Raw genomic sequence first — 25863 nt, 5'->3', positions numbered from 1 at the left:
TGATCATCAGGAGAGCGGACGACCGTCCGGTCCGGCATTCGATGATGAGCAGACGTTTGCCGGGGACCCCGATACCGGTATGCGGGACGCTGCAAACCGGGACGATTCCGGTTCACAGACGGGCTCATTCGGCCCCGGTGTAGAGGCGGATGGCTCCGCATTCGGTGTAAGGGCCGGGGATACCACCTCCGGAGCCGGGTTCGGTGATCACGGTGAGCGGCTTTCGGACGGACGCGGTTCGGAGACGGTGGATTCCGGGCAAGAGACCAGTGGTGGGTCCTCGGTGGATTCCGGTACCGGCGGGGACAAGGGCGGTTCCGGGGTGCCGCCGAGCGATACCGGTGCGGGCGCCGCGGGCCATGTACCCATGAATGTGGTAGCGGCACTGTCGAATACGCTGGCGGCCCGGCATCCGGGCGGGTTGATCCAGCCGCCCGGGCGGGTGGATGCGGCCGGTATGGATATGCGCGCGCTGGAACAGATATTCGACGGGAACTTCGTTCGGACGGGATTCGAGCGGGGGGCGACGCCGCGACAGGAGCGGTTTCGGTTGCGGTTGCTGGCCCGGGCTGAGCAGCGCCGGCTGGCGGGTATCGGGCGCAGTAAGGCCGAGAAGGCGCGGGAGCAGGCGCAGCAGCGTGACGAGGAGATGCAGGCCGAGGTCGACGAACTGAGCCGGGTGCGCGCAGGTTTGGCGGCGGGGCAGGATCCGGGTGCGAATATCGAGGCGCGGCTGGCGGATACCGCCCGTTCCCGGCATATCGATACGCAGGGTTTGCCCGATGCCGCCCGCTGGACGGTGTATGCCGGGATGGTGGGTGAGCAGATCGCGGAGAAGCGGTCGGCTCGGGAACGGGCTCGTGCGGAGGAACTGGCTGCGGGTGCGCGGGAGGCAGCTGAGTACGCGGCACGGGGAGCTGAGGAGAGGGCTCGTCTCCGGCGGCTGGGTGATGAGCGCAAGAGTATTGCGAAGAAGAAGTGGCGCCGGCGGTCGACGCCGGAGCATTTGCGGGAGTCGCTGGAGGAGTTGGGCCCTGGTGGCACGTTGGTGGTGGTCGAGGAGTACGCGAATGCGGATGCGTATGGGGTGAATGCGCGGCCTCGTGTGCTGTATCTCGACGGGGACACTGTGATGGTCGACGATGGGGTGTCGGGTGGGCCGAAGGAGTTCGATTTCTCCGAGCCGGCCGGTGTCGAGCGGACATTCACTGCCGGAATTCGCGGTGATGGTTCCCCGATGGTTCGGGGACCTGGGGTGCGGGGTGATGGGCCACCACAGGGGAATCCGGGTGGTGGGGGCGATGGAACAGCGGGCTATGTGCCGGAGTCCGTCGATCCGGGAGACGAGGGTCCGGATTTCCGTGTTCCGGCGCCGGGGGGACAACCGGAGAACTCAGGCATACCTCCGGTCGATCCGGCCGGGGCGGCGAAACGGGTGGTCGGATCGGATTCCGGTGTGGTGAGTGCCGGGCCGATACCGGAGCCGGAAACGTCGGTGCCGCTGCCTGACCTGGACGAGGTCGGGATCGCCGCGGTGGTCCCGGAGCTGGCGCAGCAACGGATCCGGTGGCGGATCGATAAGGTCGATCTGGGAACCCGGCTGTACCTGCAGCTGAATACCGATCGTGACGACGATTTCATTCCCGAGGAGATCCGCCGTCATCTCGGCGGGACGATCATCGCCGCGCTGAACGATCCGGATCCACAGATCCGCAGGTACGTCGACGACGAATACGACCGGCTGCGTGCGGAGATCAACCGGATTGCCGCCGGCCTGCCCGCGGAAGTATTCGGGGCGACCACCGTGGCCGTTCCGGAATCCTCGGTGGAATCGACCAGGATTGTGCAGGCCCTCGGCGATCTGTGGTCGATGCCGGACCGACCGAAAGTACTCACCCCGCTGCTGCGGAGATTCGCGGAATTGCACAATATCGTCGTTCATCTCCGCGAAGTAAAGCAATACACCACCTGGATCGATGCGATCGATGCGCTGGATTCCGCTATGCACCGCGAATTCGTCCATCCGGGCACCGGTGATATGTCGACCGAGGAATTACACGACCGGGCCCGGGAATTCGCTGCGCGGGCCGCCGAAGTGGCCACGGTCGCCGCGCAGGTGCAGGACGCAGGACGGGTGCTGGACGAGGTCGCGAAGGCAGCGGGCCTGCCGTTGCGCATACTGGATTCCCGCAGCCGCCCTCCACTGCTCGGCCCGGCTACGGCAGTTCGTTTTCGGCAGGCAGCCGAGGAACTCGGGCGGCAGGCGGATACGCTGGCGTACGGCCATCCGGACCGGTCGGAGGTAATGGCGCGTCTCGGCTCGCTGAACGGGTTGCTACGCAATGCCGCGAATCTTCACGAGAAAACTATCGCGCTCGAGGCGGGTCGTTTCGAACTGGATGTGCTCGCCGGTATCCAGAGTTCGGTCGAATCCGGGTTGCCGCAGGACGGGGCGCTGGAGCAGGTGGCCGAACACCTGGTGCGCGAATCGGATCCGCCGTCCATCGACTATTGCGAACCCACCGAGAATATTCCGTCCGACCAGCGGCGCCGGAATTGGCTCACCGGCATCGAGGCGTTGGACAGGGCCGTCCGCCATGCGTGGACCGAGCTCGAGTTCGCGAAGCGGGCCGGTGGTGACGATCCGGCCGGGACCCGTGCGATCGAACGGATGTATTGGCAGTGGCGGGTCGATCGGCTGTCGGAGCAGACGAGCTTGCTGACGGATATGATCAGCTACCGCGCGCGCTCGACCGCCGAGGCGCCGCGGCTGCTCGACCGACTGGAACAGCTCGTCCGTGCGACCGGATTCGACCAGGACACCGGGGTCGCGGCGGACTACCGAGAGGAACTGTCGGGTGCCGTGGCACTGCCGTTGTCTCCCCAGCGCCTGCGTGCGGTGGTGGCCGATATCCGTGCACAGCGGGTAGCGGAGCAACTCGGCCGGCTCGACGATGACTACGTGGTAGCCGGGGTCGAGGCCGCCGCCCGGGGTGATCGAGTCGAGCAGATACTGCTCGCCATCGATGAACGGGCGGGCGAGCTGGACCGGGTGATTCAGGATCTCGGTCTGGTCGAACGGCAAGTGGACAGTCTCCTCGGGCCCGATTCCGCCCAGAAGGTGCTGGACGATCTCGTCCCCGATGCCAGTGATGCGGTCGCCCCGCATCGGCGTCCCGATACCGACGATGCGGAGTGGGAGCCGAACCGGTGCGGCGAGCGGATGCTGAGCAATGTTGCGCGGGTGTTCGGCCGGGACGACCTTGGAGAACTGGAGGGTGCCGGTGATCTGAGCGGTGTGCTGGTCAGCCAGCTGGAGCAGGTGCTCGCCGGTGGTCCGGACGAGAGGCGCGACGGTGACGCGGGTCGTGCGGTGCGGATCCCCGAACTCGCCGAGATCGAATCGGGGGTGCGCCGGCTGCTGGCCGAGGGGCAGGAGCGCGGCGGGGTGGCGGTGTTCGACCCCCTCGTGACCTCGACCGCGGCGGGGGAGCTGGGGCATACCTATCTGCTCGAATGGTCGGTCAACGAGCAGGGTGAACCGAGATTCCTCCGCTACGACGATCAAGGAGGGGACAAGGCGGAATTCGAACCGGCCCGAACTGGATACGATTTCGCACTTCCCGATGCCGGACTCGGCGGTCCGGTGTTCGTGACGTTCCTCGATGCCGGCGCCCGGGTCCAGTCGGTGCCGCGGCCGCCGGATTCCTGGCGGGCGCGCCGGCACAGCGAGGATTTCCCGGTCGGCGCCGATGAGGCCGTGCCGAGGAGCTCCGGAAATGACGGTGGTCCGCCGGAAGTGCACCGAGCGGTCCGGGCGGTGCTGGCACGTCATCAAGGTCTGGACACCGATCTCGAGCCGACCGGGCGGGACCCGGTCTCGCCCGCGTGGCTCGCCCGGCAGCGCGGGGGCGCGCTGGCCGCGCTCCGGTCGTGGGCCGGGGCGCACGATCAGGTCGGCGAACTGGTGCGGCACTATCCGGGTATCGGCCGCAGGCTCGCCGAGATCGGCTGTCTGGATGCGGTGACGGCCCGGAAGGTGCTGCAGGACAGTTTCGATGAGCTGTCGGCTGCCGGACCGGAGCGCCGGGGCGAACGGGACCATCTTCGGTTGGCCGAGGGGTTGGTCGGCAATGTCACCGGCCTGCTGGATATGGTCGCCCGGAACCACGGGTTCACCGCCGGGGCGCGGTTCCTCGCCGCGCGGCACCGGCCGGATGCGTTCCAGGTGCCGGGCTGGACCTCGCGGGGGCAGGTGCAGATATCGTGGGCGCTGGGCGAACCGGAGTCCGCGGAGACGGTGATCTGGTATCGATCGCGCGTCGGCATCGATGCCGAAGCCGGTGAAATCGCCAGCGATATAGGGGAATATCTGCGCGGCAGGGAGCCGGATGACTCCGTCGCAATGATCGTCGTGCTGGATTACGCCCCGTCCGAAGATCATCTCGCACTCGACCTCCGCTACCGCGTCGAGGCGGGACGGGCGCGGGCCGATGCCGACGATACGGCCGAACGGATCATGCGGGCGGGTCTGGTCCGGCAGCTGACGGAGTTCGGCGAACCGGGGTCCCGGCAGCGGCCCCGGGTGCTGCTGGTGGGCCGGCGTGCGGCGGTGGACGCAGTCGAGGCCGCCGGCCTGCTGCCGGGGATGGGCGACTTTTTCGACGGTGATCCGGATATCGGGGATCCGCTCCGCGCCGCCACCTGGCGACCGGGCGGGTCGCTCGATATGGTCGCGCATGCGTCCGTGGCGCGCGCCCGGACGGAGTTCGAACAACTCGGGCCGGCCCCTGATCCCGATGCGGTGCGGAAACTGGCGCAGCGTTGCGGACAGCGGGTGCTCGTGCAGCTCGCCGATGCCGAACCCGCCCTGATCGCCGGCCTCCCCGGCGTGCCCGCCGATATTCGTCACGTTGCGAATATGGTTCTGTTGCAGCGGGACTCGAGCCCGGGGCGGGAGCCTCGGTTGCTCGAGGCCGCCGCCGAGAAGGGCACCGAATTGCGGCGGCTGACCCGGGCGGCGCAGCGGCTGCCCGGGGCTCCGGAGGTCACCGTGCTCTTCCTGGACCGGACACGCCACGGGGCGGACGGCGCCGATATCGTCGCGATCGGTGATGTCGAGAAGGCGGCGCGGATCCGCGTGGTCACCCGGCACACACAGGCCGACCCGGCGGCGTTCACGGCGATGGCCGGGCGGGCCCTGGGTGAGCACCAGAAGTTGTCGGCCGGGCCCGGTCGCACCGAACCGGTCGCCACGCTGTTCTGGGTGGGCTCCGACCTCGAGATGTGGCGGGCACAGCTCGCCGGGATTCTCGACGGCCGGGTCCACGCCAAGAGCGCCGGTGGCCCGGATATCCCGAAAATCGAGCATCCTCGACTCGATCCCCGGGAGTTCACCCGCGAGCAGCTGTCGCCGCTGCCGTGGGATCCAGGTGTTCACCTGGTCCGGTTGATTTCCGTCGGCCTCGAGCAGCGCATGAACGCCGCCCATATCGCTGCTGCCTCGGGCCACATCCCGTACGGCGGATTCCCGCACGGGATGATGCGGATGCGGCAGGAATGGGCGGAGCTCTACCACCGGGAGCTGCGACAGGTAGCCGAGCGGTTCGGTATCGCCGAGGCCGATCTCGACGATCCGCTCCTGGAGAAACAGTGGCTCACCGATATCTCCGGCGAGACCGTCCTACCCCCTGACCTACAGGCTTTCAGGACGCTGCGAAATGTGCACCGGGCATTCGTCGACTTCGATCAGTGGGACACCCGGGTCTCTCAGGTGACTGCGCTGGGCGGGGCGCTGCGGCAGGCGTGGGAACATTTCGTCACCGGCACGGATATCCGGGCGGAGTTCGATCTGCTGTCCGGGCTGTCCCGGCGGCTGGACGGTTCGGTGGGGGAGTGGGCGCACCGTGCCCGGCGACTCGACTCCGGGATACCGGAGCCCGGCATGGTTGCCGGCGAACCGATTTACCCGGAAGCATTCGGTTTACGGCCGGGTGTTCGCCGCTGGACCAGCGGGGAGTTGAACGCACTCGACCACCAGGCGGCCGAGACCAAGGCGCAGCTGTCCTTCTACCTGGACGAAGAGTCGGCAGCGTATTCGGATGCGGAACTGGAATTCCAGATCGGCTTCCGTCTGCTGTTACGGCAGGGCATGGCCGACCCCGGCGATGCGGGGGCGGACAACCAGTACATCAGGATCGCCCTCGACTACCTGGAAACGAGCCGCCTGCGTGCGCTGGCCGACCAGGTCGACGTGAAGGATCTGCAACTTCGGCAACTCGGCGAGTTCATCGATGCGAGCCTGGCCGCGGCGGTCGCGCTCGCGCAGGTCCGGCACTCGGCGCCGGTCCCGGTGCTGGGTTCGCAGCTGCGACGGCTGCACATGCCCGATCCCGAGGCCGCGAATCAGGAACCGCCGGAGCGGCTTGCGACCGCCGCCCGGTTCGACCGGTTCCGCGACCTGGAATGGGATATCCAGGAACAATGGGTGGCGGCCAAACAGCGCTACCTCGACGCTTGGACCGAACTGGCACGGGCTTATCCCGCCGACGCCGAACGGGTGGGCCGGTTGTCCGAACCCGCCGTGCTACGCGATCTGCGCGGCCCGGACGGTCTCGATGACGCACGAAATCAACTGTTCGACAGGTTGAGCGCGGCCGCCGACGAGTTCGGCAGATACCGGGACCTGCGCCTCCGGATGAATGCACGGGCCGCCGAGCTCGAGCCGTGGGCGCGCACCCGGGAGGAACTCGGGGACGCGCTGACCGCGCAGCGGGCGGTCGTCGAGCAACTGTCGGCCGAGGCCGGTGTGCCGTCGCCGGGGCGGCATGAGCCGGGCGGTCAGACGGAGGTGTCCGGCAGGCTGCTGGCCGAGCGGGAACAGCAGGTACGCGCCGTGCTACCGGACGTACTCCCCGATGTGGTCACCAAGGAACGACTGGCCGCACTGGCACCGCGCCTGAAAAGTTTCCGCGCCGGCCGGGAATACCTGGCCGCGCACCGGCTGGCGGAGGCCGTCACCGTGCTGGCCGATATCGGAGATCGCAGCGCCGCTGCCGACCACTCCTTGTATCAGGGGCTGGGCGAACTCCTCGAGATGACCGGTGATCGGGGTGGCTCCGAACCACAACCGGCAGGCCCCACCGACGGAATCGCCGGGACCACACCGCCACCGCCACCGGCCGGTGAGGTTCCGGCGATCGGTGACGGCAGTGCCGCCCTCGAGCCCCCCACCGCGGCCTTCCCGAAGATCTGCGCGGTGGACGCGCAGGCCTTCATCGATCTGCTGCTGAACCGCGTCGATCCGACCCTGCCGTCGGTATTCGGCACCAGCGCGGCGAGCCGCGATATCCGTGACAACGGCACCGACCCCCGCGATATCGCCGCGCGATACCGGGCGAATTGGAGCCCCGGCGGTTTCGCCGATATCGACGAGATGCGGGACCTGGCCGCCGAGAGTGCCGTGGTGCTGGGCGGGATCGATACCGATTCCGATGCCCACGCGTTCGTGCTACATCGCTGGGCCGACGGCCGGGTTTGGGTGCACGTCATCGAGAACGGGGTCCGCGTCGATGCGCCGGTAGCCGAATGGACTGTGCCGCCGGGCGCGTTGTACGGGATGGTGCTGGACACCGAGGAGGGGCCGGACGGTGTGGTGTCCTATACGCCACGGCACCGGATCCTCGACGGTGAACAGCCCGCCGGTGCCGCCGGCGAGAATTACCCCCGGCATCGGTTGGGCGGGGAGTCGACCGGACGAGACCACGATGCAGGCAGCCGGGCTCGTCGCCGGCTGATCGACGAGGGGCTGGCCGCGGCGGGTCTCGAACTCGCGGACTTGTGGATATCCCCGGACACCACCGATGCCGCCGAGGTCCGGAAGCAGATCCGGCGGACGGTCACGTTCCTCGACAGTGCGTCGACGGAGTTCTATGACGCCCTCCACACCGAATTCCCTGCAGCGTCCGGGCAATCCGACCTCGTCCCGGTGGACTCCCGCGACCTGTCCAATCGGCGAATCCTCACCCGGCAGCTGGCCGAGCTCCGGGCATTGTCTCTCGCCGCCGACGGGCGCGCGGAAATCGATGCGCACATCGCCGAATTGCTGACTGTCCGCGACCTGGTCCGCGACCTCGCCGATCCGCTCATGCGCAAATCGGGTTTCCGGGCGCGGCTGCTGGCCTTCCCGCAGCCCGGGCAGCCCGGCCCGCTGGTGCTCGAACTCGGGGTCGCCGCCGATCTCGCCGCCGAACAGGTGATCACCTACGTGCCGGGCCGGGTCGCCGACGCGGCAGCGGCGCGGCGTGCGGTGCGCGCGGCGGCGGCACTCACCGTCGAAACCAATGCCGGTGGGCGCCCGACGGCTGTCACGGTCGTCCTGCGTCCCGGTGCCGCCGAATCCGCCGTCGATCCGGTGGTGCACCGGATCGCCACCGTCGCCGCGGCCCGCGAGCTGCGGTCGCCGGAGCTGCCGCAGCCCCGGTTCGAGATCGTGTATCGGGCTGACGGACGTGAGATCGGCGTAGAGATCGCCCGCCGGTTCTCCGAACCGGCCGTGGTGATCCGGGCGGACGGCGAACCGAGTGCCGCGCCGGCGCGTGAACTTTCGACACGACCGCGGCCGGAGGAGTTTCGTCCGTTCGTTCGCAAGCCGGAATCGGTAGGGCGCACCGGTAGTCACGGCGGCCGGACATTCGAACTCGAACTGAACTTCCTCCGGGACGCGGCCCTGGCCGCTGGCACGACGCCGGGAGCAGTGCCGGAGTCCGAGAATCCGACGAAAACAGCGGAATTCGTCGCGGATCTGGACAAGATCGAGGCGCTGACCGCCGTGGCCAAGGCGCAAATGGAATATTGGGGCGGCCGGGCGGGCCAACTGGCCGACGATGCCGGTCTGATGCGCCGTGTCATCGAATTGGAGACACTCGCCACGAAGATATTCGAGGCGGAGGCCGCAGCCCGGCGTGGGTACGACTCGACGGACCGGACCCCCGAGGTGGATCGGCTTCGCGACGAACTCGCGAGCCGGGCTCGCGAGACTGTGGAATGGGCCGCCGAACGCAGATATACCTGGCAAATCGGCGATTTCGCGCCGAGCCGAGTGCTGGGCCCGGCAACCCTGCGGCTCGCCCGGGAGTTCGCGCGACAGCTCGCGGAGTTCGCGACCCCACCGGACCTACAGCCGGGCGGGTGGACACACCGGAACGTGGACGCACTCGCCGAGCGACAGCGGCAACTCCACCGGGATCGTGACCACTGGGCCGCGCACCTCGGTGAGCTGATCGGCTATCCGCCGGCACTGCTCACACCGGAACATGTCCAGGTGCTCGCCGAACGGCTGAGTCGTCCGGCCGCCGCCGGGCATGCCGAAGCCGACCGATTGCGTCACCTGGACCGTGAGCTGATCGCGGGTGCGGCGTTTCTGGCGGGCACGGCACGAGCCGAAGGTCTCGCGCTACTGCACGGTGCCACGGTCTGGACCCGGGTTCAGCGGGCTGTCCTGGACCAGGAATTCCGTAAATTGGCCCGCGACGCACGCGAAATACGTGAAATGGCGCGCGACGCACGGGAGCTCGGTGACTACGACTTCGCCCAGGAGCCGACCGAGCTGAATCGCCTGCGGGAACTACGCGGGCGGCTGTCTCGCCCGGCCCCCGACCTCGAGGAATTCGAACGGTCCCACATTTCGGCCCGACTCGATCTGCTGATCGACCTCGCCGAAACCCGGCAGCACCTGACCACCCGCGAAACGGCCCTGGCAGAGCTCGCCGGGCAGGTGGAAGACCTGGCAGCGCAGTACTTCCAGGCCCGCGAGGCCCTGGCTACCGGGTCGGATATCGGGGCCGGCGCCGCCGGGCGAACGACCGAGATAGAAGCGGCCCTGGCGCACGCGCTCGGGCCGGTGCTCGAGGCCGTCCGCACCGCCCGGCAGCCGCTGAAGCCGTCCTCCGCCGCGCACCCCGAGAACACCGTACCTTCGCCATCACCGGCAGCCGCCGCGCCGCAGGGCTCGGTATCGACCGGACCGGACCGCTCCGCCCGCAAGCAGGCTCGGCTCGATGGCGATCCCGACGATCTTCCTACGTCGGCGGAAAGTCCACGGGGCGCCTCGGATGCCGAGAAGCCGGGGGAGCAGGAGGAGCGCCCAAACGATATCGGCGATCCCTGGGCGGCAGACGGTTATACGCCGGCACCCATGAACACCGACGAACAGTCGCAGGTAGCCGAAGTTCGGCGCCTGCTCGGCGGGACCGGGCCGGTGTTGCCGCTGCGGCACACCCATGTACCGGGTCTGGCGCTGGTCGCCGAGGCCGAGCCGGACCTGATCGCCGGACGGGCCGGTATACCCGGCGACCTCCGCGACCGGGCGAATCGGATACTGCTGCATCGGGAACTGACTGCCGACCCGGAACGGGCCGGTGGGCGGGCGCACGAGTTGCGGCGGCTGGACCTGGCGGCGGCGCGGCTGCCCGGTGATTCGGCGGTCCGGGTGTTCTCGCTGGACCTGCACGGAGGCGGCACCGACCTGGTGGTGATCGGTGATATCGAACGGGCGGACAAGATCGTCGTCTACGTGTCGCCCGGTGTCCCGGATACGTCCGTTTTCGCGGCGGCGTCGAGCCGTGCACTGGAGTACTACAACGGGATGGCCGCCGATCCCGGAGCCGGGCCGTCGCATGCCGTGGTGTTCTGGGCGGGCGCCGATATCGGTGCGCTGTACGAGCAGCTGTCGGCCATTCTGGAGGCGCGGGCGGTCGACGCGCTCGACGACGGCGCCGACGGTCCGGGTGTGCCGAGCGAACTGCGGTTCCTGGTCGACAGGTCCCGGCCACTGCCCGATGATTTTCCGCAACCCGCATTGTTCCAGCTCCTCACCGTCGGCCTGCACGAGCAGCTGCGGCTGGGTTTCCAGCTGGAGTCGTACCTGGACGCCGAGCCCGAACTGGGGTCGTTGCGGCGTGCGGATCGGGATCGCCGCCACGGTGACCTGCTCCCCGAAATCGCCCGGCAGCTCCAGGTTTCCGAGGCCGACCTCCGCGATCCGGTACGGGTGGGCCAGTTGCGCCGCGATGCCGCGGACAACCCCGAGGGCGTGTCACCCGATCAGCTGGATTTCTTCGCGTTGGACAACCTGCGCGACGCCGTGGCGGAGCTCGAGCGGTGGCGCACCAGAGCCGAGCAGGTGATCACGCTGAGCCGGGCGCTCGCCACCGCCCAGGCACACTACACCGCCGGGTTCGATACCCACTCGGAACTGGAGATGCTCGGGAATCTGGCCGCGGAACTGGATAGGCAGGCCGGGGAGTGGTTCACCGCGAGCGGGGAGCTCCACCGGCGACCGGATCCGGGGACGGTGGCCGGCCGGCTCATCCAGCCGGAGGTATTCGGCCTCGACCCCCATGCCCGGCGCCAGACCAGTGCCCGGCTGGCCGCCCTCGAGCAGGCGATCGAGCTCCACCGCGAAAAATGGTCCGTATATATCGAGCATGCGATCTCTGACGACGAGCTGGCCGCCCGGGTCGCTGCGCGGGACGTGCGCGGGGATCTCGACGCCGGACGCCCGCGCCGGTTCCGTGATCCGGCCGTAGCCTATCTCCAGGCGGTCGAGCTGCATAACCTGGCCGTCCGGGCCGAAGCCGCGGATCTGATGTTCGAACAGCGCACCGAACTGATGGACGCGAGCCTCGCCGCCGTCGAACAGATCATCGCGGCCCGGCCCGAGCCGCCGGGCCTGGGCGGGGCATTGCGGCATTTGCGGCAGCACTTCGCGACGCCGGGCGATCCGCTGCCGCGCGCCCTCGACGACGCGGCATTCGAACGTGCCACCGAGGTACTGGAGACCGCCCGCCGGAACTGGGCCGAAGCCAAACAGCACTCCCAGGATGCCTGGCAGGAATTGCGGGGGTATCCGGACAACCCCGACCCCGGCCGGCTGCCCGATTTCGCCGACCTCCGCGCGGAGGATGCGTTGGACGACCTCGACGAAGAGCACGAGGCCCGGCTCGACGAGGCCGCCGCGGCGGCCGATGTCTTCGCGGTCGCGCAACTACTGCTCGATCGCCTGGACGAGAAGGTGCGGGACCTCGAGCGGCTTGCCGCGGAACGCAACGAACTCGCCGGAACAGGCCGGCAGACCGGTCGCCGGGATGAGATCGCGACGCTGGATCGCGAAATCGCCGCCGGACTGGCCGAACTGATCCGCATCGCCGAACACCCGGCCTCCTCGGCCACCCCGATCTTCTCGGCCACGGGCGCCACGGGCTCCTCGGCCACCTCCGGTATCGCGGCCACTCCGGGCGTCGCGGGGATCGCGTCCGAACCGGCCGATTCGGACGGTGTCCGTGGCATTGCCGGACCGGAGGGCGCCGGCGAATCCGCCTCGGCGCCAGAGCTATCCGACCCGCGTTCCGGTCAGGGCGTGGAACAACCCACGCCGGATACACCGTTGCGGACGGAAGCGCTCATCCCGGCCATCGGTGACGGCAGTGCGATACCGAGCTCTCGGGCGAACGATGTTCCGAAGATCTGCGCGGTCGATGCCACGGCGTTCATCGCCCTACTGCTGGGCATCGACTCACCGCCGATACCCTCGATATCCGCGACCACCGCCGCCGGTCGCCTTATTCGCGAACACGGGACGAGCCCGGTCGAATTCGCCGCGAACCTCGGGGCGAACTGGCGTCTCGGCGGTTTCGCCGACCTCGCGGAGATGCGCGCCCGCGCCGGCGGCGCCGTGGTCGCAGGGGCTGTCGATACCGATACCGATGCCCACGTCTTCGTCCTGCACCGGGGGATCGACGGCGAGGTCTGGGTGCACACCCTCGACAGGGGCGTCCGGACCGATATGCGGCTGGCGGAGTGGACGCCGGCCGAGGGCAGGCTGTACGGGGTCGTCTTCGCATCCGAAGATGACGTGGACGGCACGCCGACCTACACGCCGGAGCATCCGATCGCCGTGGGTGACTACCCGGTGGGGGTTGCGGGGTACGACTTCCCGCGGCATCGACTGGGCGGAGATTCCGGGGTTTCGGCCGCCGATCCTGCCGATCCAGCGGCCCGGCTGCGCGCCACCCTCGGCGCGGCCGGCTCGAACGATGAGGTACCACCGGCCGCGCCGGTGCCCGCGGACCGGGATTCGGCCCCGGTCGGCCGAGACCGCCGGTTGCGCTGGCCGTTTTGGCGCACGGTAGATCCGGCTCGGGCCTATGCGGTCCCCCCGGCGCTGCCGTGGCTGAATCGGAATGTCTACCAGGTCCGCTATATGGGTCCCGATGCCGGCGGTACTTTCCGCGACAACCCGGAGGATTCCGGCCACCTGCGCTCTCCCGTCGCCCCGGACGAGCTGTTCGACCGAATCGAAAGCTTGCACGCGTGGCTCGAGGCGGAAGATCTGATCCGGCCCGTCACCGAGGACCTGGCGCTCACGTCTGTCCGGCGGGATATCGCCTGGCGCCTCGACGAACTCGCGGCGCATGCCGAAGTGCTCTATCGGCGGCACAGTGAATATCGTGCGCTGAGCGGCGCGGAGCCTCGATTGCGTGCAGAACAGGCCGGGGAACTGATCGAGTTGCGCTCCGCATTCGCGACGCAGTTGGGCCGGATACTCGAGTCGGCCGAGGAATACGGTATCTCCCTCGGCAAACCGGTGGCCCTCGGAGCCGGCCTGGAGCGGCTCGCCCGCGAATCGGCGCGGAAACCGGGCGTGCCGGTGGGTTGGCCGACGCCGGAAGAAGCGGTCACGCCGGCGCGATTCGCCACGGCCACGGATCGGATCATCGGAATCGGCCGGTTGCGATCCGCCATCGCCTGGGCCCGGGCACAGGTAGATCTCGCAGACCGGCGATTCATCGAATACCGCGACAGTGCCGCTGAGTTCGAATACCCGGAACTGTCCGGCGCGGATATCACCGACGTGGCGGCGCTTCGGAACAGCGTGGGTGTGCAGCCGCGCAGCGGTGCGGTCGATCGGCCCACCCGGCCGGAGAAGCTGCTCGAGTTCGCCGAGTACCGGGCATTGTGGTCGGCCCGCGAAGCCCGGCTGCTCGAGCTCGCCGGGGAACTCCATCTGCTTGCCGGGGAAAACTTCCGGCTGTCCGGAACACACCTCCCACCGGCCGGGGCAGAACACCGGACAGCCGAGCTCGCCAGGATCGACAAGGCCCTGACCGCCGGGTTCGGCAGCCGTATCGACAGTCTGCTCGCCACCACGGAATCGGCCGGTGGTCTCGCCGCATACCGTCCTCCCGATACGCACCTGGATTTGGGCCGATCCGATCTCCTCTGCGTTTATCGGGCTCGCGACGCGGCTTATGCGGCGCTGGGGCTGGCGGTGCCGGAGGGATTGCCGGCTCCGGTGGCCAGGTACTCGGGGACCTACGGGTGGCGAGCACCGGAGGTCGTGGGTGCCGATTGGGAGCCCGGTGGCTGGCCCGATCCGGGTGCGCTCTTCGAACGGGTGCGGACAACCGGGGATGCCGTGGTGGCTACGGTCGGATATCGGGGACTCTTCCGGGCCGGCCGGGTGGGATCTCATGCGGTGGCTGTGTTTCGGGACGGTACCGAGGTGAAGGTCGTCGACAACGGCGCCGAGATGAGTTTCGGTCAGTGGGCGGCCGCCGGTGCGGACACGTGGCGTTCCTCCCAGATCTTCGGGATGGTCGTCCATCCGGACGGAACTCCGGGAATGCCGCTGGTCGACGGGAAATCGCAGGCGGTTGTGGTCCTGGACTACTTCCCCGGAAGTATCGGTGGCAGTGAACCCGTGCGGGCTGTGCCGGCGGTCGAGGGCCCGGATCCGGCCGAGACGGCGGTGGCGGATGCACTCCTGCGGCGGCCGTTGGAGACCACGGAGGATGTGCGCTCCTGCCATGCCGATATCAACCGGCTTCGGCGGGAGCTCGTCCAGAGCGCGGAGAGCAGATCGAGCGCTGCCACCGAGCTGTTGCTTCGGAAGGCGATCGAGGCGGAGGACAGGATCGTGGCCGTCCTGCGATCGAACCGGCCCGGTAACGTCGTCGCCACCGAAGTTGGTGACGGGCAGCCGGAGGTCGCGGGACGACAAGCCCCGGACCGTGCCGGTACATCAGGGCCGGCCTCGATCGCAATGCCGCGAGAACGGCGCCGTATCCTGCTGGTCTCCCGGTGGTGGGCCGGTGCGGGAGTCGGTGGCAGTGCCACCGTCAACCGGGAACTCGCCTGCGCGTTGGCGCGCAGCGGGCACGAGGTCTTCGTCCGGGCCGGATCTCCGGTCGACAAATGGACGCCACCGAGTGGAGTGAGGTTGATCGGCCCCCGCTCCTACGATCCCGATCTGCCGCCCGAGGACCAGCTCGACGCGGATCTGGACCTCTTGCCGGCGGGGATCGACACGATCGTCTCGCACAAGAACAGCGGCGGGTGGGCCGCGCGATTCATACGCCATGTGCGATATCGAGATGCTCAGCTGATTCATTTCCTGCACGTCGACGACGCCACCTGCGAGGCCAATCGCGGTGAGCCCCGGAAAGGGGCGGCCATAAAATTCCTGGAGGGCGAGCTGTCCGCGGAAGCGGATGTCGTGGCGGGGGTGGGGCCGGTGCTTTCGGATCTCGCCGGGGAACTCGCGGCGAAATCCGGCCGGGCACCCGTGGTCCACGAATTCCTCCCCGGAATCGATGTGGTGGAGAAACTCGAGCAACCTCCGCTGGAGGGCCGCCCCAGAGTAGTGCTCATGGGCCGGTTGCATTCCGATCGCAAAGGTGTCCACGAGGCCGCGCAGATCGCCCGGCTGGTCAGCGAGCGTGGCGAAGGTATCGATCTGACCTTGGTAGGAGCTCGTCCGGAAACACTCGAGCGCACCCAGCGGATGCTGTCCCATATCGCGGGCCAAGAGGTCGAAGTTGTTCCCTATACAACCGATCCGGAGCGAAAACTGGAAGTGCTCCGTCGCGCACACTTGTTGATCATGCCGTCGCGCGCCGAGTCTTTCGGGTTGGTATCCAGCGAGGCACTGGCCGCCGGGCTTCCGGTTCTGGCCCCGGACAGCAGCGGGTTCGGACGGTTTCTCCGCGAACACTTCCCGAACGAGATTTCCCGGCGAATGGTGGTTCCGCAGGATTACGCGGGGCCGATCCCCATCGAGACGTGGGCCGATCGGATCATCGACGAAACAGCAGATGTTCCGGGGTTGTGGCGAGCGGCCGCGCGGGCACGAGCAGCGATGCAAGATGCGAATTACACCTGGGACGCGGCAGCCGAGAAAATGATGAATGCGTTGCCTTCGAAGGCGAAGATCAGCGGTGGCGGAGACAGTGACGGTGAGGCAGTGAAAGGGTGAGTGGTGTGACCGACGAATCGGAACTGCGATATCGGCGAGTGCGGGATGCGGCCGAAGTTGCGCTGGCCGCGGTGGGCGATACCGGCGACTATCCACCACCGGTCGCGCGGGCGCTGGACCAGCTTCGGAACGCCGTCGAACAGGATACCGGCCCGGCTGCTGACAGTGATCTCCCCGTGGCGGACCCCGCTCGACATCTGGTGAGCAGATTCAACTACCGAGGAACACAGAAGTTCCCGGTCTCTCTGGACGACGAAGCCGACGAGTTGCGCCGGCAACTGGCCGCCGACCGGACCGTCGCGGGCGCCGACAAGGACCCCGGCAATGTCGTGCTCACCGAGTTGCGTGGCATGATCGTCGGCGGCCTGTTGCAGGAACTCGCGGCTCGGCTCGCCCCTGGGCCGGCTTTCGGGCCCGGCCCCCACGGCGAAGCGCTGGCCGCGCTGGTGACCGAATTGTCGGGGGAAATACTGGACCAGACCTTCGTCGGCAGACAGTGAGCCCCATGGCCCGATCACTGACGTTCGTCACGGATCGCGGCCACCACCTCGGCCGTCGCGTCGGAGATCGCGCCGGCCAGCCGGGCGCGGTCGGCCGGTGTGGCGACCGGCGGATCGCTCATCGGGATCAGATAGCGACCGTCCTCGCGCAGATCGCGCCAGTACAGACCGTGCCGGCAGATTCCTCGCGGCCCGAAGCGGGAAAAACCCTGGATCACGGTGATCCGGCCCTCCGCCGTTGCCGGGATGTTCAGGAACTGTTCGGCCCGCTCTTCCTCGGAGTCCTCGAAGGTGCCGATGACCGCGGAGCGGCGGTATGCGTAGTCCATGGTGGTGTCGGCGGCCGGTGAGCGCAGGATCGTCGGCTCCCGGGTGCCCGCGCCGGTATCCGGTAGTTCGGTGGCGATCAGCTCCGACAGCGCCAGCGGGTCGACCTCACTGATCACGTATCCACCACCGTGCCACACGGTTTCGCCGGGGAACTGTTTGACGAGGTACCCGGCGTTACCGCGCCGGACGCCCAGCAGCCGGATCCGGCCCGCGGCATCGCCGGGTTCCCCGGTCCAGCCGTGCGCCACGATCCGGATATCGGGCCTGGCAATGATCTCCAGCACCTGCGCTACGGCGGGGTCCAGGCCGGCTCGCAGTTGTTCCCCCACCGCCTGTTTCTCGGCCTGAAAATCCTCGTACAGCGGGGTGCGACTGGTGAATACGAACGGGTCGGGCAGCAGATCGGCCTGACTTCGCTCCCAGGCGACCAGGAATTCGAGGTCGGAGAGTTTCCAGGTGTGGGTCATTCCACTACGGATCTGGTGAAGGTGAGACCCTCCCCCAACGCCTGGTCGAGATGCTTTTTGGACCTGAGGTATTTGGCCTGCTCGTGTTCCTTGTCCTGCTGCCCCTGGTTTCCGGCACCCTGGGCGGGAGCGCCCGGTGCGCCGTTCATCGGTGTGCTCGACCCCAACGCGCCGACCGCCCGCGCGGCGGCCGACATGCCTTCCAGGCTGGCGCGGGGGAACAGCGCGGGGCTGCTCCGCAACGGAGGCGCCGCCGGACTGGAACCGCCGGCTCCGGTGCCACCGGAAATCCCGCCGCCCGAGGGCAGGCCACCGGACCGCAACCCATTCGCCTGCGGCATCCCGGGGGTGGCGGGCATCCTCGGGATACTTCCCGGCTGCGAGGCCTGCTTCAGTGCCTCGTCCGCGGCTGATCCGGCGTTCTGCAGTCCCTGTTTCGCGAGGTCGGACAACTGTCCGGCGCGGTCGGTGGACGCGGCGGCCGGACCTGGGGTACGGGGCGCGGCACCGGTGGGTGTCCGGGCGGCAGCGGATTCGACCGGAGAATAACCGCCTCGTGCACCTGGACCGGTTGCGCCCCCGGCGGGTACGTCCAGCGCACCGCCCGGTCTCCAACCTCCCACCGGGGGGGGGGCGCTGCCGGTCGGGACGATGCCCCCCGAGCCGGCCGGGACGGTGGTCCCGGGGCTGCTGGGGACGGTGGTCGATCCATCCGGGACTGTCGCGTGTGGTGGGGTGTCACCCGGAGCGCGCGCGGTGCTGGGCAGTTCCCCGAATGCCGGGAGGTATTCCGAGCTGTTCTGCACGCCTACCACATAGTTGTTCTCCATGTTCTGGCGGTGGATGGCGAGTTGCCGGGCAATCTCCGCCTCGGTCGCCGCACGTGTCGAAGCTGCCCCACCTGTCAACCCGCCCGAGCCGTCATAGGGATTGTAATGCGCATAAGACTGCCCTGGATCGTAATAACGCTCCGGTGGATCCGGGGTGTCGGGCATTCCCTTGGCAGTGTTCTTCAGCCAGCGGGAGGTGTAATCGAGATTCCCGCCGAACGATTCCATCCGGACGGTGAAATCCCGGGCTCGTGAGTGATAGTCCTGCACTGCCGCTTTGGCCGCCGCCGCGCCCGCACCGTCCCACAGGCTCTCCGGCATTCTCGTCAGTCGATCGGCCAGTCCTTCGACGGCTTTGCCCAGTTCACCGGCCACCCATTTCCACATCTCGGCCTGGTGGTATACGGGCTTGACTGCCTTTTGGGTGGAGACACCCAGATCGTAGAGGTCGCGCCACAGCTGAGAATACGGATTCTCGGTGCCGCCACCACCTTCCAGCGTCTCCTGCCGGAGCGACTCCGGCTTTCCCTGGTTGGATTGGTCGAAGTAGAGCATACTGTCGTTCACGTTCGCGGGCCGGACCAATTCGCTTGCCTCGATCGGTGTTCCGGACTTCTGCCCGGCGCCACCTGCGACCGTGAGATCACGGGCCCCCACGGTGGTGATCTCGGTATTCGACCCTTTGCTGAAGGTGGCCGGTTCGCGGCCCTCGTTCGGTGGTTGCCGGAAGAATTTTCCGGGTGCGGTCGGTGGCCGGATATCGTCGAGCGCAGCGCGCATGGCCTGCCGGGCCGGGCCGGGGAATTCGGCCGCTGACAGGTCGTCGGAATCCAGGTAGTTCCGGCCGGCCCGTTTGAAGGTGTCGAGCATTTCGCCGAGAACTGTCCGGAAACTGTCCATGACGCTGACGACGGTGTTGGTCGTGCCGTTGATCTGGTTCGCCAGATACCAGCCCGACCCGAGGTGGCTGAGTTCGCGCAGGCGGCCCATATTCGAGATCGCCTGCCGGAGCGCGCCCACCGTGCCCATGACATCGGCGCATTCCTGGGCGGCGGATTGTGCGGCGGCCGGATGGAAAACCAGGCGGCCCTTCGATGCCTGCGCGCCGACGTTCTTCCAGGGATCCTGGTGAGTCGCCCGGATGAGCGGACCGATCGTCAGATCCGGGACGCTGTTGTCGTCGGGTGTCCGCATCTCGGCTCCACTCGTCGGCGCGGCGGTCGCGGTGGCGACCGGCTGCGTTCCTCTACTCCTATCGCCCGTTCATCCTGGCACGTCAGAGTCACGAGACCCGGTGCCCGACTTCCCTTCGCTGGAGATGATCCGGCCGGGCTCGGGTGTCGGTGGTCATACGGACACAGGCACGATGAGGTCGCGCGCTTCGTCGACCTTCCGGTGGTATTCGGCGACGTTGTCCAGCTTGATGTGTTCGTATCCCCGTATTTCCTGAGGCATGGCCAGAATGGCCTCGACCCGATCGGCGGTCAGTGGTGTGGCGAGGGGGACTATTTCCGCGGTGAGCTGGTCGAATTCCTCGATCAGCGCCCGCTCGACCTTCCGCACATGGGCGTAGCCGAACACATCGAGCCGGGTACCCCGGAGGCCGCGGCTGCGGCGCAGAATGTGCAGTGCGAGCTTGAACCACGGCCCGAGGGAGAGTTTGTTCTTCAGTCCCATCGCGCGGAACACGGGCGGATGTAGCTTGTACCGATAGGTCGCGCCGTCGCCGAACTGCTCGCGCACCGCCCGGTCGAACTCGGGATCCAGGTAGTGGCGTGCGGTCTCGTATTCATCCTTGTAAGCCATCAGTTTGAACATCGACTCCACGGCCGTCGCGGTCAGCGCGCCGGGGGATCCCAATGCCCGAGCTTCTCGAACAGCGGTGTTCTCGACGAAGCTGAGGAAGGACAGAGCGTACGTGACGTTCTGGTAATCCACGAGGTCCGCCGCCAGGAAGCCCACACGATCCCGCAGTGCCTCGCTGATGCCGTCGATTTGCGTGAGAGCCCGGTGCAACTCGGCCGAGTCGCCGGTTCTCCCGGACTTCTTCGCCCGCGGTTTCGCGGTTGTATCGGCGTATGGTTCGAGCACATGCCTGCGCCCGACTACGATCGCCCTGCGGTTCGCGGCAACCGCGACTCCATTGAGTTCGATCGCTTTCTCGATCGATGGCAGCGGGATCGGCAGGGCACCGGCCTGCACCGCAATCCCTACGAGCACCATATTGGCCAGCTGATCGGACCCGAATTCGCGGCGTGCGATCTCGCGGGCGTCGGCGTAGACCGAATCGTCTGCGCGGCTGACTGCGTCGAGCGATTTCCGGATCGATGCCACCGAGGGAAAGCCGGTGCCCGGGTCGAGGATCATCGAGCCCGTGGGCACCTGGGCTGTCGAGATCACCGCGATCGTTCGCCGGCTCGACGCGGCCGTCGAATTCTTTTCGTCGGCCGCGACCAGTAGATCGCAGCCGAGGTACAGATCGCATTCACCGTCGGCGAGTTTGTTGGTGCCGGTGATCGGGCCGGCCGAGAATTTCAGATCGGAGACGACTGCGCCACCCTTCTGCGCCAACCCCAGCTGATCGAGACCGCGGACGTGCAGGCCCGCGAGCGCGCCGGCGGTGGCGAGAATCTGTGCCGCGGTGACCACCCCGGTACCACCGACACCGGTGATCCGTACGTTGAAGGCCTCGGGGCTCACCTTCGGCGCCGGTCCCGGCGGTTCCGGCAGACCGGGATCGGCGGTTTTCTTTCGCGCGGATGTGCTCGGTTCGACAGCGACGAACGACGGGCAGTCGCCGTCGAGGCAGGAGTAGTCCTTGTTGCAGGACGCTTGATCGATACGAGTTTTTCGCCCGAACGCGGTCTCGACGGGCTGGACGGACATGCAATTCGACTTCTGTCCACAATCCCCGCAGCCCTCGCACAACCGTTCGTTGATGAAGGCCCGAGTCGGCGGCTCTGCGACAAGTCCGCGCTTTCGCTTGCGGCGCAACTCGGTCGCACATTCCTGATCGTGGATGAGCACGGTCACCCCTGGTGTCGCGGCCAGCTTCTCCTGGATCGGGATCAGCTCTGCGCGGTCGAGCACTTTCACCGATCGAGACAGCTTGATCTTGCGGTACTTCTCGACTTCGTCGGTAGTGATCACGACGCGGGTGACGCCTTCGGCCAGCAGTTCCTGGACGATCTGGGGTACGGACATCTTTCCGACGGCCGTCTGTCCGCCGGTCATGGCCACGGCATCGTTGTAGAGCAGCTTGTAGGTGATGTTCACCCCGGCGGCCACCGCGGCGCGGATGGCGAGGCTCCCGGAATGGTGGAACGTGCCGTCACCGAGGTTCTGGAACATATGTTCGTCGCTGACGAATGGTTGCATCCCGATCCATGTCGCGCCCTCGCCTCCCATCTGGCTGAGGGATGCAATGTTGCCCACGCGGTCTTCGGGCATCAGTTTGGCGAGTGTGTGGCAGCCGATACCGGCACCGACCAGCGAACCATCCGGTACGACGGTGGAGCGGTTGTGGGGGCAGCCCGAGCAGAAATAGGGGGTGCGGGTGAGTAAGGGGAGGGTCAGCCGCGCTGGTCGTCGCTCGATATCGGTCAACCCGAGCTCTGCTACTTTCCCCGGAACCACTGTCCGGATGCGTCGTGCCAGTGTCTCCGCCAGCAATTCGGGCGGTAGATCGGAATTTGCGCGCAGGAGCGGACGGGAATTCTCATCTCGCTTCCCGACGACCCGAGGTGCGCCGGGGGTACCGTACAGGGCGTCCTTGACGGCCAATTCCACGAAGGCCCTTTTCTCCTCGACGACGACGACCTCGTCGAGGCCCGTGCAGAAGTCGCGTACGGCATCCCGGTCGAGCGGGTTGATCACGCCCAGTTTGAGGATCCGGATACCGGATCGTTCGAGATCGGCCTGGGAAATCCCGAGGCGCTCGAGCGCCTGGAGGGTATCCCGGAAGGGTGCGCCGGCGGTGATCACGCCGAGCTTCGCGCGGCTGTCACCGATAACTCGATTGATCTCGTTGACCTGGACATACCGGGTGGCGAGTTCGTACCGCTCGTACACGAGGCTCTTTTCCAGCCGAGCCAGATTCGGCTGGAGAAAATCCGCGGAAACCTGATGCGTGAAGTCGGTTTCGTCGATGACACGGCTGGGCGAGGTCGCGGCTACTCGTGCACGGTCGAGTTGCACTGTCGCTGCACCGTCGACGACATTGGTGGCGAGTTTCATCCCGACCCACAGGCCGCTGAATCGCGACATCGCGATCGCATGCAATCCGAAGTCGAGGACCTCCTGAGGATCCGCGGGAACGAAGATCGGCAGGCCGAGCTCCGCCATCGCAGTCTCCGAACTACTCGGTACCGTGGAGGATTTCGCGATCGAATCGTCGCCGACGAGAACGAGGGCCCCGCCGTTGGGTGCGGCCCCGCCGAGATTCGCGTGGCGCAGCGCATCGCTGGCCCGGTCCAGCCCCGGCGCCTTGCCGTACCAGACGCCGATAACACCGTCGTATTCGCAGTTCGGCGAGGCGGCGGCCAGCTGCGAACCTTGCACAGCATTGACTGCCAACTCTTCGTTGACGCCCGGCCGGAAGACGATGTCCTGCTGGTCGAGGAGCTCACGCTGCCGGTTGAGTTCCAGGTCGTAGCCGGCGAGCGGTGAGCCTTCGTAGCCGCTGATCAGGATTCCCGAACGCAGTCCCGCCGCGGTATCCCGGCGGCTCTGTTCCAGCGGAACACGGACGAGCGCCTGCAGGCCCGTCAGGAACAGCTCGCCATCCGTCATGTTGTATCGGTCGCTCAGGGTGAAATCTCGCGTGTGCAACTCGGGCACAACCGCCTCCTGTCTGCCGAGCCGCGCCGCCCGGATGTCTGGGTATCTTTGTGACATTCTTCCGTGTATTGCAGCGCCATTCCACGGCGAAATTCGCGAAATATCGACGATCGTGACCGCTAGGATTGTGATAGTTACACAAAAGGAGACAACCGTGGGTCAAGCTTCTTGGGGGCCGGTGGTCGACGTCGTCGACTCGGTACTCGACCGGCTCGACACGATCACCGATGACGCCGTCGCCCGGATTCGCACCGAACTCTCCGACTTCGCGCTGGTCCCCTACGACGAGCACCGGGAAGCTGTCCACGAACAACTCCGGCGCAGACTCATAGCGTTCGGGGAACGGAGAACCTGGAACCAGGATGATCTCGGCGAGGTGCGGGCGCTGGCCCGGCGCCGCGCTCGCCAGGCGATCGCCCTGGATGTGGTCATCAGGGCGTACCACGTCGGTGACCGAGAACTCTGGCGGCATTTGAGCGCGGCACGCGGGGAAGTGCAGAAGCTGCTGCCGGAACTGGCTTCGCTCATGCTCGAATCGCTGCAATCGGTGACATCCACCCTTGCCCTGGCACATGGATCCGAGACCCGTGCCCGGGATCGAGTGCAGATGGCGGTGTCGCAGCGACTGATCGACCTGCTCGACTCCGATCCCCCGGACGCCGAGGCCACCCGGCTGGCGGAGTACCTCGGATTCGACTCCGCCCGGCCCTTCGTCGGACTCGCGTACGTGCGGGGGCGCGGGGGATCGGAGAGTGCTGTCGAAGCCGGCCCGCATTTCGCGGACGGGCCGATCATCGCTCGCGGCGGTATCGGCGCTGTCCAGGTTCTCGTGATCCAAGCCGACGACGACAGCATTGCCCAGGTGGTGGAGTCGCTCGCGACTGCCGCCTTCAGGGTCGGTGTCGGTTCCGGTCATCCCGGGGTCGCCGGGGCCGCACGGTCGTTGCGGCAGGCCCAGCTCGCCCTGTCTGCGACTTCTGCCCGGAACGCCGTCAGCAGGTTCGGCGTGGATTGGCTGATCGACTGCGTGATGAGTCTCGCCGACCTCCTCGATCACGACGTGTACCACGCCGCTGAGATCGCCGACGTCCACCCGGCCCTCCGCGAGACAGTCGTTGCTTTCGCCGAGGCCGATATGTCGATCACCCACTGTGCGCGAAGCAGTCACCTGCACGCCAACACGGTGGTCTATCGCCTCGGCCGCTGGCGCGAACTGACCGGCTGGGACCCGCGTACCTTCTCCGGCCTCACCCGGTCGGTCGCGGCATGTGCGCTCGCGGACTCACGGACGGTTCCACCGACGCGGTGACCCGCCGGCTCTCCGAAGCGAACCCACCAGTGCGCACCTCACCCTCGTGCGGACCTGCCCAGAATCCCCGATTCGACCAGTTCCGCTATCTCCGACCCCGGCAACCCGCTGACCCGGGCGAGGGCGTCTGCGGTGTCCTGTCCGAGTTCCGGTGCGGCTCCGCAGTGTAGGTGCCGATTGTCGAACAGGGCTGCCGTGCCGGCCGCCAGGTAATTGCCGATACCTGCCTGGTCGAGCTCGGCGAACAGCGGGTTGTCCTGGACATCCGGTGAGGCGAAGGTTTCGGTGAAGGTCCGGTAGCGCTCGTGCAGGACACCGCATTCGCGCAATGCGGAGGTGATCCGGTCGGCGGTGTGTTGTGCGAACCAGTCGGCGAACAGCGCGGTGAGCAGATCGCGGTAGCGGAACCTGTCGGCGTCCTGGGTGAAGTCCGCGCCCAGTGCCGACTCGAGCGCCTCGACGGTCGCGGTGGTGCCGGTCGCCGCGACGAGCCCGCGGAAATGTCTCGGCGTGAGGGCGACGATCATGAAGCGGGAGCCGTCGGCGGCCACGAAATCGGTTCCGTAGGTGCCGTACACATGGTTACCGGTCCGGGGTCTTTCGGTGCCGTCGACCTGAATTTCGGTGAGGTATCCGAGAGTTCCGGCAAGCGACAATGCGATATTTTCGAGAGGAAGTGTGATGTGGGTGCCCGCACCGGTTTTCGTGCGGTGCAGCACCGCTGCGGTGAGCGCGAATGCGGCGTAGAAGCCACACGCGATATCCCATGCGGGAAGCGTGTGATTGATCGGTTCCGGATTGTCGGCCGGGCCGGTGAGGAACGGGAATCCGACGGCCGCGTTGACGGTGTAGTCGACGCCGGGTGTGCCGTCGCGCCGGCCGAGGATCTCGAGGGTGATGACATCCGGCCGGATCCGTTCGAGGACGTCGTGTCCGAGCCATTCCCGTCCGCCGGCGTTGGTCACCAGGATGCCGCCGCCGTCGCCCGGTGCGGTGATCAGCCGCTGGATCACGCGCTGCCCTTCAGGGCTGCGCATATCGCATGCGACGGATTGCTTGCCTCGGTTCAGGCCGGTCCAGTAGATACTGGTGCCGTTGCCGGTGGTCGGCAATCGGGTGTGGTCGGCCGCGCCTCCCAGCGGATCGACACGAATCACCTCGGCGCCGAGTTGCGCGAGTGTCAGCCCGCACAGCGGCGAGGCGACAAAACTCGATACCTCCACGACTCGAAGTCCGGATAGGGGGAGCTTGTCGGAGTCGAGGGACATGAAGT

7 protein-coding genes are annotated in these 25863 nt (G+C 67.5%); 3 read left to right on the top strand and 4 right to left on the bottom strand.

Annotated elements, in window-relative coordinates; all coding sequences use genetic code 11:
- Positions 1 to 247: 247 nt before the first annotated feature.
- A complete protein-coding gene (locus QH195_RS28840) occupies positions 248 to 16315 on the top strand; it encodes a glycosyltransferase family 4 protein (protein WP_280437712.1) in 16068 nt (5355 codons plus the stop codon).
- Positions 16316 to 16320: 5 nt separating this feature from the next.
- A complete protein-coding gene (locus QH195_RS28835; protein ID WP_280437711.1) occupies positions 16321 to 16815 on the top strand; it encodes a hypothetical protein in 495 nt (164 codons plus the stop codon).
- Positions 16816 to 16829: 14 nt separating this feature from the next.
- Here QH195_RS28835 and QH195_RS28830 read toward each other — a convergent pair whose 3' ends face one another.
- The 3 genes from QH195_RS28830 to QH195_RS28820 all read right to left on the bottom strand — a co-directional run bounded on the left by QH195_RS28830 (position 16830) and on the right by QH195_RS28820 (position 23281).
- Positions 16830 to 17612 (bottom strand): ESX secretion-associated protein EspG, encoded by a 783-nt coding sequence (locus QH195_RS28830; RefSeq protein WP_280437710.1) that lies wholly within the window; start codon positions 17610 to 17612, stop codon positions 16830 to 16832.
- Complete coding sequence (locus QH195_RS28825; protein ID WP_280437709.1) at positions 17609 to 19636, bottom strand: hypothetical protein; 2028 nt, start codon at positions 19634 to 19636, stop codon at positions 17609 to 17611. The genes QH195_RS28830 and QH195_RS28825 overlap by 4 nt, the downstream gene beginning before the upstream one ends.
- 153 nt (positions 19637 to 19789) lie before the next feature.
- Positions 19790 to 23281 carry an indolepyruvate ferredoxin oxidoreductase family protein gene (locus QH195_RS28820; RefSeq protein WP_280437708.1) on the bottom strand — a complete coding sequence of 1164 codons (3492 nt, stop codon included), beginning with the start codon at positions 23279 to 23281 and terminating at the stop codon, positions 19790 to 19792.
- Between the two features lie 154 nt (positions 23282 to 23435).
- Between QH195_RS28820 and QH195_RS28815 the strand changes: the two genes are divergently transcribed.
- Positions 23436 to 24590, top strand: coding sequence for a PucR family transcriptional regulator (locus tag QH195_RS28815; RefSeq protein ID WP_280437707.1), 1155 nt, complete (start codon positions 23436 to 23438; stop codon positions 24588 to 24590).
- Between the two features lie 38 nt (positions 24591 to 24628).
- Here the strand turns inward: QH195_RS28815 and QH195_RS28810 are convergent, their stop codons facing one another.
- Positions 24629 to 25858, bottom strand: coding sequence for a CoA transferase (locus QH195_RS28810; RefSeq protein WP_280437706.1), 1230 nt, complete (start codon positions 25856 to 25858; stop codon positions 24629 to 24631).
- Between the last annotated feature and the right edge of the window lie 5 nt (positions 25859 to 25863).

The sequence above is a fragment of the Nocardia carnea genome (genome assembly GCF_029868855.1).
In the GTDB taxonomy this organism is placed as follows: Bacteria; Actinomycetota; Actinomycetes; order Mycobacteriales; family Mycobacteriaceae; genus Nocardia; species Nocardia carnea_A.
Note: the sequence above shows the minus strand (reverse complement) of the source record. Positions and strands in the feature narration are given on the sequence as shown.

What these genes read in the sequence shown, in the direction of transcription:
- QH195_RS28830 (WP_280437710.1), bottom strand. Translation starts at nt 17,612, where the DNA reads ATGACCCACACCTGGAAACTCTCCGACCTCGAATTCCTGGTCGCCTGG.
- QH195_RS28825 (WP_280437709.1), bottom strand. Translation starts at nt 19,636, where the DNA reads ATGCGGACACCCGACGACAACAGCGTCCCGGATCTGACGATCGGTCCG.
- QH195_RS28810 (WP_280437706.1), bottom strand. Translation starts at nt 25,858, where the DNA reads ATGTCCCTCGACTCCGACAAGCTCCCCCTATCCGGACTTCGAGTCGTG.